This window comes from [Actinomadura] parvosata subsp. kistnae (assembly GCF_900323885.1).
Classification (GTDB): domain Bacteria; phylum Actinomycetota; class Actinomycetes; order Streptosporangiales; family Streptosporangiaceae; genus Nonomuraea; species Nonomuraea composti.
Genome location: NZ_OOHJ01000008.1, coordinates 179,575 through 192,024, shown reverse-complemented (window position 1 = coordinate 192,024; position 12,450 = coordinate 179,575). Strand labels below are relative to the sequence as shown.

Below are 12,450 nucleotides of genomic sequence, written 5' to 3'. Positions count from 1 at the left end.
GGGCGGCTTCTGGGGCTCCGGGGCCGGCGGCGTCCTCGGCGGCGGGGCCGGCCTCGACCACCCGCACGGCGAGTCCGCCCAGGCCAACCGGCTGCTCGCGGGCACTCTGGGCAGGCACGTCGCCGACGTCGTGGTCATGTACGAGAGCGACACCATGTCCGTCGACGACCCGCGCTTCCGGCAGCAGGTCGAGCAGGCCGTCGCCAGGCTGCCCGAGACTCCTACGAATGGGTGGAGAGCCACTACTCCACCGGCTCGGCCGACTTCGTCTCGCGCGACCGGCACAAGACCTACGTCGCCCTGCAACTCCCCGGCGCCGTCGAGGAGGAGCAGGGCGCCGTCTACGACCGCATCCTCCCCCTGCTTGACGCCCCCGGCCTCACCGAACGTTTCGGCGGGCTGACCGCCGTGGGCCGCCAGTTCAACTCGATCAGCAACCGCGACCTGGCCACGGCGGAGCTGCTGTCGTTCCCGCTGCTGATCATCCTGCTGCTCGTCGTCTTCCGCAGCCTCGTCGCGGCCGCACTGCCCCTGGCCATCGCCGTCCTGGTGGCGGTGGGGTCGCTCGTGGTGCTGCGCGTCGTCGGCGGCCTGGTCGACCTGTCCACCGCCGCGATCAACGTGGTGGTGATCCTCGGCCTGGGGCTCGCCACCGACTACGCACTCCTCATCGTCAACCGCTTCCGGGAAGAGCTCGCGGCCGGGCGTGTGGACGAGGACGGCGGCGTACGTCCGACCACGGCCGGGGACGCCGCCGCACGCGCGCCCGCGATCGACAACGCCGCCGCACGCGCAACCTCGGCCGAGGGCGGTGCCGCACGCGCAACCTCGGCCGCGGTCGAGAATGCCGTCGTGCGTGCGATCGCCACGGCGGGCCGCACGGTCGCGGTCTCCGGGATCACGGTCGCGGTCACGCTCGGCGGCCTGCTCGTCTTCCCGTCCCGGTTCCTGACCTCGCTCGCCTACGCCGGGGTGAGCGTGGTGCTGTTCGCCGTGATCAGCGCGCTCACGGTGCTGCCCGCGCTGCTGCGGGTGGCCGGCCACCGCATCGACGCGCTACGGGTCCCGCTCGTCGGGCGGCGCCGTACCAAGCCGGAAGGTGCACGGTGGTACCGCACCGCGCACGCCGTCATGCGGCGCCCGGTCACCGTCGTGCTCGGCATCACCCTCGCCCTGGGCGCGCTCGGGACGCCGCTGCTGGGGGCGGTCTGGTCCCGCCCGGCCGAGTGGGCGCTGCCCGCCGGCACCGACAGCGTCATCGTGACCAGGCAGCTCGCCGAGGAGTTCCCGTACGACCCGACCAAGGTGATCAGCACGGTCGTCCGCATGCCCGGCCCGGCCGGCACGCCGGAGGCCAGGGCCCAGCTCGACGCGTTCGCCCAGCGGCTCGGCCGGATCGACGGCGTCGAGCGCGCGGCGGTGACCGGCACCGAGGGCGACCTCGCCCGCATCACCCTGGGCTACTCGCTGTCCCCCTACGGCCAGGAGATCAGGGACGTGGTGGCGAAGCTGCGCGCCGAGCCGCCACCGCCGGGCGCCACCGCCCTGTTCGCCAACCGGCCGGCGGCCATCGCCGACATGCTGGCCATGATCGGCGACGGGCTGCCGTGGATGCTGCTCATCACCTCGCTGGTCACGTTCGTGGTGCTGTTCCTGGCGTTCGGCTCGGTCACGCTGCCCCTCAAGACCGTGCTGACGAACCTGCTGTCGTTATCGGCGGCGTTCGGCGCGATGGTGCTGATCTTCCAGGACGGCTTCCTGTCGGGGCTCCTCGGCTTCACCGCGCCCGGCTTCATCGACGCCAACATGCCCGTCATGATCGCGGCGATCGCGTTCGGCCTGGCCATGGACTACGAGGTCTTCATGCTGGCCCGGATCCGCGAGCACTACCTGGTCTCCCGCGACCCGGTGGAGTCCGTGGCGGTCGGCGTCCAGCACACGGCCCGCATCGTGACGGCCGCCGCGCTGCTGCTGGGCGTAGTGGTGGGCGCGTTCGTCGTCACGAACGTCACCGTCCTGAAGATGATCGGCGTCGGCCTGGTGGTGGCGCTCGTCGTCGACGCGACCATCGTCCGCGGCCTCCTCGTCCCGGCCTCCATGCGACTGCTCGGCCCCTGGGCCTGGTGGTCCCCACGCCCACTGGCCCGCTGGTGGGACCGGCACGGCATGCCCGAACCCGAGCAACCCGCCGTGCCGGTCGCCACGCCGCTCCCTGTTTCCGAGGCAGGGCGCCGGTCGCGCTGACCGCCAGGGAGACTGCCGTGCCGGTTGCCGTTCCCGAGGCGGGGCGCCCATGTCGCGCTGATCACCAGGAGGGCACCGGCCACGGTGGCGGTCCGGTCACGGCCGGAGGCGCCCCTCCCAAGTGGTGGAGGTGATGGGGCGGCCTTCGGAACATGTGATCGCACCGCCAGCGAGTGGCCACCTGTCGCTTCCGTTCTGATCAATGGAGGTGGGACGTGTCATGCGGCGTTCACCCTCACGCCATCCGCCTCTTGATCATCATCATTCCGCCGTCGGTACGTTCGGGCAGCGGCCCCTCGTTCCTGGAGAAGTCGCAAGGCCCTTTCCGCGCACCCCCACAAACAGGTGGAAGATGTTACAAGCGCACGGTAAATCGGCATTCATCCGTCGTCTCCTGATCCCCCTGCTGTCCCTCATGATGGTGGTGTGCCTCGCCCCCGCCCTGCCGGCGAGCGCGGCCGACCAGGACGTCACCATCACCCTCAACGCCTCCGACCTCGGCCTGAGCACCGCTGTCCTGCGGGACATCGTCCCCGAGATGCAGGCGGAGATCAGGGAGCACGGCGGGCTCGGCGGCGCGCTCAAGCAGGCCGTCGCGGACGGCTCGGCCCCGATGCACGAGCGGGTCGACCCCTCCGTGTGGCCCAACTTCACCGGCACGGTGAACCTGACGAGCAACGGCGGCGGGCTGGTGCTCACCATCCCGGCCGGGGAGATCACCAGCTCTTCGTTCTGGCAGGACATCGCCGCCACGGTCATCGGCTGGATCGTCGGCTACGGGCTCAGGATGTTGTGCATCGGCTTCCTGACGTCCAGCGGTGTGGGCGCGGCGATCATCCCGCTGGTGTGCACGCCGCTCCAGACCACCGTCACCGCCATGATGGCGGCGATCATGTCGCACACGTTCGCGGGGACGCTGGGCACCATCCAAGCGACCAGGGACATCATCATCGCCGGCATCCTCGGGCTCGCGGGCGGCTACCTGTGGGAGAGGTATCTCGCGCCGTGGGCGAAGGCGCAGCTCGCCTCGTCCATCAAGAAGGCGGGCGGCTGGATCAGGAACCAGGTGCCGTGGCTCAACCGGTGGTTCGGCGGCGTGACCGCCGAGCGGGTGGAGAATCTCGGTTGGCGCTTCGAGGAGCTGGAGGAGCTCATCGCCGAGGAGACGGCGGCCTGGGCCGGCGTCGAGTCGAACCTGCAGCGCGACCTGCGGATCCTGCCGCTGGGCGACTCGATCACCTACGGCGCGGGCAGCTCGGACGGCGGCGGCTACCGGCCGACGCTCAACAACCTGCTCAGGCAGGACGGGGCCAACGTCACGTTCGTCGGCTCGCAACACTCGGGCCCGGCGCCCGACGCCCACGAGGGGCGTTCCGGGTGGACGATCTCCCAGGTCGCCGGCATCACGGACGCGGCGCTGACCACGTACCGGCCGAATGTGGTGCTGCTGCACATCGGCACCAACGACCTGAACAACAACGACGACCCGGGCGGCGCGCCGGCCCGGCTCGGCGCGCTCATCGACCAGATCTTCCGCACCGCCCCCGACGTGACGCTGCTGGTCTCGACGATCGTCCCGTCGAACTGGGGGCCGACCCAGGAGCGGATCCTGCGGTTCAACGAGGCGGTCCGGTGGGAGGTCGGGGTGCGGTGGGGCTCCGGCAAGCACGTCTACATGGTCAACATGACCACGGTGACGCTCACCGACCTGGCCGACCTCCTGCATCCGAACGACTCCGGCTACCTGAAGATGGCCGGCGCGTTCTACCAAGGGCTGGTGCAGGTGGGACGGGCCGGCTGGATCGGCGCACCCGGCGGCGGGAGCCCGGCTCCCGCCCCGATCAAGGGCTGGTTCCCGCAGGGCACGATCGCGTCCGGCACCTACGGCGGGGACACCAGCAGAGCCGTCTACGCCGACGTCAACGGCGACCGCAAAGCCGACTACCTCCAGATCAACGCCAACAGCTCGGTGCAGGCGTGGCTGAACGGCGGCCCGAACCCGAAGGAGTCGACGGGGGGTGGTGACTGGTTGTGGTACCCGCAGGGCACGATCGCGAGCGGTGTCGGCGCGCCCGGGGCCAACATCCGCTTCACCGACCTGAACGGTGACGGCCGGGCCGACTACGTGAAGCTCAATGACGACAGCTCGGTGCAGGCGTGGCTGAACGGCGGCCCCAACCCGAAGGAGCCGACGGGGGGTGGTGACTGGTTGTGGTACCCGCAGGGCACGATCGCGAGCGGCGTCGGCGCGCCGGGCAGCCACATCCGTTTCGCGGACCTGAACGGTGACGGCCGGGCCGACTATGCGAAGGTCAATGACGACAGCTCGGTGCAGGCGTGGCTGAACGGCGGCCCGAACCCGAAGGAGCCGACGGGGGGTGGTGACTGGTTGTGGTTCCCGCAGGGCACGATCGCGAGCGGCGTCGGCCAGCCCGGCCACCGCGTCCGGTTCGCCCCGCTCTACGGGAGCCGGTCCGCCGACTACATCCTCATGGGCCGCTCCGACGACAACCACACCGGCACCCAGCCCTACGACAGCTCCGTGCAGGTCTGGCAGAACGGCGGCCCCAAGCCCGAAGGCGGCGACTGGTACTGGTGGCCGGGCGGTGAGGTCGCGAGCGGCGTCCTCGTCGACGGCGCCCGCATCCAGTTCGCCGACCTGAACGCCGACGGCCGGGCCGACTACCTCGACGTCGCCCCGGGCACGGGCGCCACCCGGGCCTGGATCAACTTCGGCTGACCCTCCGCATCCGGGAAGGTCACCGGCCGCGGGCGGTCTTGAGATGGGCGGCGGCCTGCTCCAGGTGGGTAGCGGGCCGCCGCCACCGCGCGTCCTCGGCCGGTGACGCCCGCGTCGAGCGCGAGACCCGTCGGGGCCTGACGGGGGTTCCTCTCACGGATACGGCGAGCCGGGTGGTGAGCTGCTCCGATCGGTGGGCAGGACTGGGCGTTGGACGCGTTCGCGCAGGTGAGCGGGGCGCCAGGGTAGAAGGAGGGGGAGCGACACCGTACGAAGGCCGAAATATGGGGAATCGGGGGGAGGTGTCGCATGCTCCCAGAAGTGCATGGATGGTTGCGGCGCCGTACGTCGTCCGCCGGGGACTGGCCGCTGCGGGACCTGCTGGCGGCCAAGGGGGAGACCACGGTCAGCGTGGTGCTCCCGGCGCGCGACGAGCGGGAGACCGTCGGGGAGATCGTGGGGGTGATCCGGCGGGAGCTGGGCGGGCTCGTGGACGAGCTCGTCGTCATCGACTCCCGCTCCACCGACGACACCGCGCTGGTCGCGGCGCGGGCGGGGGCCAGGGTGCACGCTCAGGACGAGATCCTGCCGCAGCTCAAGCCGCTCGACGGCAAGGGTGAGGCGCTGTGGAAGTCGCTGGCGGTCACGTCGGGGGACGTGCTGGTGTTCGTCGACGCCGATATCCGGAAATTTCGCTCTTCCTTGGTACTTGGGGTGCTTGGGCCGCTGCTGGGCGACCCGACCGTGGCGTACGCCAAGGGCTGCTATGACCGCGCGATCGACGCGGCCGGCAACGGCGGCGGGCGCGTCACGGAGCTCGTCGCCCGCCCACTGATCAACCTGCACTGGCCCGAACTGGCCGGTTTCGTGCAACCGCTGGCCGGGGAGTACGCCGGGCGCCGCTCCGCCCTGGAACGGGTGCCGTTCGTGACCGGCTACGGGGTCGAGCTGGGGCTCCTGATCGACCTGCTGGAGCTGGCGGGGCTGGACGCGTTCGCCCAGGTGGACCTGGGGGCGCGCGAGCACGCGCCGCAGTCCACGGAGGCGCTCGGCGGGATGGCGGGGCAGATCATGCTCGCCGCCTGGTCGCGGCTGGAACGCCAGGGGAAGATCCGGGCGTTCCACGAGCCGTCGGTGCGGCTGGCCCAGTTCCGGCGGGGACAGGAGGGGCACGACGTGCTGGTCAGGGACGTCGGGATCGGCGAACGCCCGCCGATGCTCACCATCGACGCCTGAGCCGGCCTTCGGTCTGCCTCGCCACCTGGAGTGGCGAGGCAAGGAGGTCACTTGAGCGCGGTGGCGACGAAGGCGGCGATCTGGTCGCGCATGCCCTCGTGATCCTCTGCCGCGTCGCCCAGGATGATCCGCGCGAGCTGCGGCATCATGGAAGGCAGCAACGCCAGCCCCGTCAGCATGAACAACGTCCGGGCCGTGGCCACCGAAGGCTCCTGCTCGCCGCGCGCCGCCGCCAGTGACGCCGTCTTGCGCCCGCAGCGCTGCACCCGCGCCTCCTGCCCCTCCAGCAGCTCCTGCCCCCGGTAGTTGAGCGCCTCCCACATCAGCAGGCGTACCAGGTCGGGGTGCCGGTGGTAGTAGTCGGTGAGCTTGGCCACGTAGTCGGCGGGGTCGGCGCCGGGCAGGGCGATCTGGGCGGTCAGGTCGTCGAGCGCCTCCGTGATGACCGCGTCGAACAGCTTCTCCTTGCTGCCGAAGTGCCCGTAGATGCGTTCCTTGTTGACGCCGGCCCGCTCGGCGATGCGATCGACGCGCGCGCCCGCCACGCCGTACGCGGCGAACTCCTCCCGCGCGGCCTCCAGCAGGGCGGCGCGGGTGGCGGCGGTCGAGACCTTGGGTGTCATGGCGACATCTTAGCCACCAACCAGTTGGTTGCAAACCAACCATCCAGTTGACATCCAACCAGTTGGTTGGCTAGCGTCCGACGCCATGACACTCACTGTTTCCCCGACCCCCCGGCTCCGGCCGCCGACCCCCGCCACGGCCCCCTTCGCCAGCACGCTGACGGCGTTCACGCTCACCGCGATCCTGGTCAGCGGCCAGCTGTACGTCGTGATCCCCCTCCTGCACGACATGGCCACCGGCTGGGGCGCCTCGCCCGGCGGCCTGACGTGGCTGGTGACCGCGTTCGGCATCGGCTACGGCATCGGATTCCTGGTGTTCGGCCCGCTTTCCGACCGGTACGGCCGCCGCCGGCTGCTGATGATCGGACTGCCGCTGGCCGCGTTGACGACGGCGCTGGTCGCGTTGAGCCCGTCCCCTGAGGTGGCGATGGGGTTGCGGGCGGTGCAGGGCGTGGCGGTGGCGATGTTCCCGCCCGCCGGGATGGCGTACCTGGGGGAGCGGCTGGAGCCGCGCCGCCGCGTGGTCGCCATCGCGGCGGTGACCGGCGCGTTCCTCACCTCCGCCGTGCTGCTGCAGGTCGCAGCCCAGCTCCTGGTGGACGTGATCGGCTGGCGCGGGCTGTTCGTGCTCTCGGCGGCCGGGTTCGTGCTCGCCGCGCTGGGCCTGCGCGCGGTCATGCTGCCCGACCTGCCCCGGGAAACCGCCGGCCCCGCCCGAGCGGGCGGCCCCGCGCAGGCGGGCGGCGCCTCGCACCGCGGCGGAGGATCCCTGCTGTCGGCCTACCGCCCGCTGCCGGGCCTGCTGTTCCACCGGGTGCTGAGCCTGCGTTACCTGGCCACGGTCATGCTGATGGTGAGCTTCGTGGCCGTCTACACCGGCCTGCAGATCTACGGCGGCACCTCGCCCGCCGAGCTGCTCGCGCTGCGCGCGGCGGGGCTGCCGTCGATCGTGCTGATGCCGCTCCTCATGCCCTGGCTGGCCAGGGTCCGCATGACGACCAGGGCGGTCGCGTTCCTGGCGGTCGCCGCGCTCACGCTCGCCGCCGTCGGCCTCACCGGCACCGCCGTGCTGGTGCTCCTGCTCGCCCTGTACGTCGCCGCCATCACCGGCGGCCTGCCCAGCATGAACGAGTCGATCTCCGCCGAGGCCGGCGGCGCCAGGGGCACGGCGCTGGCCCTGTTCTCGGCGGCGCTCGCGGTGGGCGGCAGCGTCGGCCCGCAGGTGGCCGCCGCGTTCGGCGGTTTCACCCCGCTGATGTACGGCCTCGCGACCGGCATGGCCCTGGCTGCCCTGCTCGTCCTGGTCTCCACCTGGACGGGCGGAAAGCGATAGCCCCCGCCCAAGGTTTGCCCGCGAATGGGCATTCCGGTGGCGGGCTACCGCCCGGTAAGGTGTTACCGCCGGTAACTTTGAGGGGGAACGCATGGCGGGGTTCTGTCCGGAGCCGAGCGACGACGTCGTCCAGGTACGCGACTGGGTGCACACGTTCGCCCGCGACGTGATCCGCCCCGCGGGCGCCGAATGGGACGAACGCGAGCAGACCCCCTGGCCCGTCATCCAGGAAGCGGCCAAGATCGGGCTGTACTCGCTCGACTTCTTCGCCACCCAGTGGTTCGAGGAGAGCGGGCTGGCGCTGCCGGTGGCGTTCGAGGAGATCTTCTGGGGCGACGCCGGCATCGGCCTGTCGATCACCGGCACCGGCCTGGCCGCCGCCGCCCTGGCCGCCAACGGCACCCCCGAGCAGATGGGAGAGTGGCTGCCGCAGATGTTCGGCACGGAGAACGACGTCAAGCTCGGCGCGTTCTGCGCCTCCGAGCCCGACGCCGGCTCCGACGTCGGCGCCATCCGCACCCGAGCCGTCCCCGACGGCGACGACTGGGTGCTCAACGGCGTCAAGACCTGGGCCACGAACGGCGGCATCGCCAACGTCCACGTCGTCGTCGCCTCCGTCGACCCGTCGCTCGGCACCAGGGGCCAGGCGTCGTTCGTCATCCCGCCGGGCACCCCCGGCCTGTCGATGGGGCAGAAGTTCCGCAAGCACGGCATCCGCGCCTCCCACACGGCCGAGGTGGTCCTGGAGGACGTCCGGGTGCCCGGCTCGTGCCTGCTCGGCGGCAAGGAGAAGCTGGAGGCCCGGCTGGCCCGCGTACGAAAGGGCGAGCGCGCGGGGGAGCAGGCGGCGCTGCGCACCTTCGAGACCACCCGCCCGTCCGTGGCCGCCATGGCGGTGGGCATCGCCCGCGCCGCCTTCGAGTACGCCCGGGACTACGCCCGCGAACGCGAGCAGTTCGGCCGCAGGATCGGCGAGAACCAGGCCGTCGCCTTCCTGCTCGCCGACATGGCCACCCGCGTGGACGTCGCCCGCCTGCTCACCTGGCGGGCCGCGTGGATGGCCCGCACCGGCCGGCAGTTCGAGCAGGCGGAGGGCTCGATGTCGAAGCTGGTGGCGGGGGAGACGGCGGTGTGGGTGACGGAGCAGGCGATCCAGATCCTGGGCGGCGCCGGCTACACCAGGGAGCACCCGGTGGAGCGCTTCCACCGCGACGCCAAGATCTACACGATCTTCGAGGGGACGAGCGAGATCCAGCGGCTGATCATCGGCCGCGCGGTGACCGGCCTGCCCGTCCGCTGAAACTCCCGCACGTCAGAGGGACGGCGGCCTCCCGCTCGCCTGCGCCCGTGACGCGGCCTGACCGCTAATTGCGGTACCGCTCCCGGCCGGTCCAGGAGGCGGGGTCCTTCTTTTCAGCGAAAAGATCGTCATGGTCGCCCGCCACGTCGTGCAGATGAGGGCGGCACTAAGTCGTTCTGGACCGCCCAACGCGTCGCTCACCAGCACGGCACCGACAACCTCGTGTTGCTGTTCACCGGCGCCACTTGGATGACCGCGCATTGCGACCCAGGCAACACCATCGCGATGGCGGGGTCGACCACGTCGAGAACTCGACGCCTGTCATGCATCGGTGGCCGGCTGGTCGCCACCCAACTCTAGGATGCCGATCATGCGTCTCTTCGCCCTATGTGCCGCTGTCATCATCGCTCTGCTTCCAGTGCGCGCCACCGCTCACGGCATGACGTACCCCATTCGTGACCCCGTTCTGACGGCGAACAAGCTCTACAGCAGTGGCATTTTCCACACCAGCCGATGCCCTGAGCGTAAGATCACCCGGAACAGCATCACCTTGGCCAAACGCTATATGTCCTCCGTGCTGGACTGCCTCAACGCATCCTGGGGCGCCCACTTCAAGCGCGCCGGCCTGCCGTTCAGCGTGGCGACGATCGGATTCACTACCACCAGGCCACGCAAGTTCTGCGGACTGCCCTGGGGCCACATCGCGGCCAGGTACTGTGCTGACGAGCAACGCATGCTCGTGCGGCTGAACGATTCTCTTCTTGCTGACCCCTCAGACTTGTTCCTGTTCCAATTGGTCGCGCACGAGTATGGCCACCACGTCCAGAACATCACTGGCATACGGGACGCCTACGATCGCCACCCGTATCGAAACGAGAGCGAACTGCAAGAGCAGAGCCGCCGCAAAGAGTTGCAAGCCGAGTGCCTGAGCGGGCTGTTCGTCGGCAGCGTATGGGCTTCCCTGGACAAACGAGGCGAAGAAGACTGGAAGAAACTACTGAAGGTCACACGAGACACCGGAGATGAAGGGTACAAGATCCGTTCCCACGGCAAGGGCCGCAACCTCGCCGCCTGGCTTGACAAGGGCTTTCGCGCCTCCTCTCCGGCAGCGTGCAATACGTGGACCGCACCCTCCTCCAAGGTGTCCTGAAGGATCTCCGTAGCGGGGGCCAATGCCCGGCCGATTCGGGCTAGGACGCCGCCCGCGCGGTCAACGAGCTGGGGGACCTCAGAGTCGCCCAGAACCGCTGAGCACGTGCGCGCCGGGGACCACGTTCAGCTCAGGTGCGCACACGGTCTGGTCGGTCACGTGGTGCAGGTGGTCCGCCGGAGCAGGCCCACGTCCTTCGGATACCTCGTCCGGATGCTGAGCGGTGAGCTGGCCCGCACCCGTGTGGGCGAAGCTGCCGCGGCTCTTGCTGGAGGAGCGCCCAACTCGCTCGGTTCCGTATCGAGTAGACCGACACGTCCAAGACCCCATCATGGCGGCTGAGCGCCGCGCCGACCATCCGACCGTGTGAGCATCACCGAGGCCGCTGCAGCGTCACGCTCCTGGCCATACACCCAGCCCGACCTGACCGAGGCGATCGGTCAGCTTCAGCAGCGCACCCCTGAGGACCTCAACGGCGCCTGCCCAGCGCGCCAACAAAACCTCACTCCAACGCACGCTGGATCACAACAAGCAACTCCGCGACCAAGTCTCCGATCTGACGGCTCGGCTCGAAGCTGCCCACGGCGAACTGCGGCGGCTCCGCCTCTTGCCGTACCACGCCGTGACACCGTGATCCAGATCGTCCATGCTGGGGTTCTCAGCCGTCTTTGGGAGCGCGGCCGTGACGAATCTCCTGAGCAACGGGATCACTGCATTAGTCACAATGTCGGCCGTACTGCTTGGCGGATGGCTGACAATCAAGAATCAAGATCGGCTTTGGCGGCGAGATCACGCGCGGCAGTGGCGGGATATACGACTGACTGCGTACCACGAGTTCTTGGCGGCCTATCGCGACTACGTTGCTTTCGCTCTTGAGCCAACAGCCAAGATCGCCGCAAAGCCTCACCCCCGAAACCCGATGATGCTGATGCCGTTCTTCGATGACTCGGGGAGACCCTAAAGGAGAGGCTGGAGGCTGCAGCTGCGTCGGTGAAGCTCGTCGTGGAACTGCCTGCGACCATGGATGCCCACTACACAGTGGTGAGACGTGCTCGTGCCGTCGCTGCTGCCCGTGCTGAATATGAGGCGAAAGACATCCCCACAGAGAACTTTGAGCGCCTCTGGGCTGCTGAATGGGCGTTCCTCACATCTGCGCGCCTCGAATTGGGGCTTCCCGTGATCGCGAGGGACGAGATGACCTCGCTGGAGAGAACTTCGCCGGAACTGTGATCGTCTCGAATTCACCGGTCCGGCCAACACGCCTAGCCGGACATGGTGCCGTTGCTGGGACAGGTCCAGCAGGTCACGCTGCCTATTCGCGTTCAAAGTCGACATAACACGCGTCAGCTCCGGTTTTCCGCGTCCATGATGCCGGCGACGAGCGACGCCGCCCATTGCTGCCGGACGGTCAGCATCCGTATCCGCACCTGCACCCCCGTGGCCTGCTGGTCGAGTACATCCCGAACATGAGGCCGCACCGCCTGATCCGGGGTACGGCGATCGGCCGCGCGGTGACGGGCCTGTCCGTCCGCTGAGAGCCGCGCTGCCTGCTTACTCCTTGTCCTCCAGGATCCGGTTGAGCTTCTCCGTCAAGGGTGTGGAGAGCTGCTCCTGGACTCCGGGGAGGATGGGGAGGTCGTCCTGCATCACCGTCTCCGCGATGGCTTGGTGTACTTCGTCACGGGTGAGTCGGGGGGAGTTGGGCATTTCGATCTCCTTGGTTCGCTTCCTATGCGTTCTGTACCCGAATCCTCACTGACTGTAACCGCTTGCCGTTCCGCTGAGAACTGGCCTTACGCGATCTCACAACAAGCGCCCCCCAAC

General features: G+C 69.6%; 9 protein-coding genes. 7 read left to right on the top strand and 2 right to left on the bottom strand.

The genetic code is table 11. The features are described 5' to 3' along the window. Nucleotides 1-231 precede the first annotated feature (231 nt). The 3 genes from KIS93_RS09110 (at nt 232) to KIS93_RS09100 (ending at nt 6,220) form a co-directional block, all read left to right on the top strand. Nucleotides 232-2,244, top strand: a complete 2,013-nt coding sequence (locus tag KIS93_RS09110; RefSeq protein WP_186404036.1) for an MMPL family transporter — start codon at nt 232-234, stop codon at nt 2,242-2,244. Nucleotides 2,245-2,659: 415 nt separating this feature from the next. After that, entirely contained in the window at nt 2,660-4,984 is a 2,325-nt protein-coding gene (locus KIS93_RS09105; protein WP_186404035.1) for a GDSL-type esterase/lipase family protein, read from the top strand. A gap of 309 nt (nt 4,985-5,293) precedes the next feature. Next, a complete protein-coding gene (locus tag KIS93_RS09100; RefSeq protein WP_080040618.1) occupies nt 5,294-6,220 on the top strand; it encodes a glucosyl-3-phosphoglycerate synthase in 927 nt (308 codons plus the stop codon). A 47-nt stretch (nt 6,221-6,267) separates the two neighbouring features. On the opposite strand, the gene KIS93_RS09095 is transcribed toward KIS93_RS09100, so the two are convergent. After that, a complete protein-coding gene (locus KIS93_RS09095; RefSeq protein ID WP_080040617.1) occupies nt 6,268-6,843 on the bottom strand; it encodes a TetR/AcrR family transcriptional regulator in 576 nt (191 codons plus the stop codon). 85 nt (nt 6,844-6,928) lie between these two features. On the opposite strand from KIS93_RS09095, the gene KIS93_RS09090 reads away from it, so the two are divergent. The 4 genes from KIS93_RS09090 to KIS93_RS09075 all read left to right on the top strand — a co-directional run bounded on the left by KIS93_RS09090 (nt 6,929) and on the right by KIS93_RS09075 (nt 11,856). After that, entirely contained in the window at nt 6,929-8,176 is a 1,248-nt protein-coding gene (locus KIS93_RS09090) for an MFS transporter (protein ID WP_080040616.1), read from the top strand. Between the two features lie 91 nt (nt 8,177-8,267). Further along, a complete protein-coding gene (locus tag KIS93_RS09085; protein ID WP_080040615.1) occupies nt 8,268-9,476 on the top strand; it encodes an acyl-CoA dehydrogenase family protein in 1,209 nt (402 codons plus the stop codon). Nucleotides 9,477-9,846: 370 nt separating this feature from the next. After that, the gene (locus KIS93_RS09080; RefSeq protein WP_186404034.1) at nt 9,847-10,626 is read left to right on the top strand and encodes a neutral zinc metallopeptidase; all 780 of its coding nucleotides are present in this window, start codon (nt 9,847-9,849) and stop codon (nt 10,624-10,626) included. Nucleotides 10,627-11,616: 990 nt separating this feature from the next. Then, the gene (locus KIS93_RS09075) at nt 11,617-11,856 is read left to right on the top strand and encodes a hypothetical protein (RefSeq protein ID WP_080040613.1); all 240 of its coding nucleotides are present in this window, start codon (nt 11,617-11,619) and stop codon (nt 11,854-11,856) included. A gap of 321 nt (nt 11,857-12,177) precedes the next feature. On the opposite strand, the gene KIS93_RS09070 is transcribed toward KIS93_RS09075, so the two are convergent. Then, nucleotides 12,178-12,333, bottom strand: a complete 156-nt coding sequence (locus KIS93_RS09070) for a hypothetical protein (RefSeq protein ID WP_155128045.1) — start codon at nt 12,331-12,333, stop codon at nt 12,178-12,180. Nucleotides 12,334-12,450: the final 117 nt, after the last annotated feature.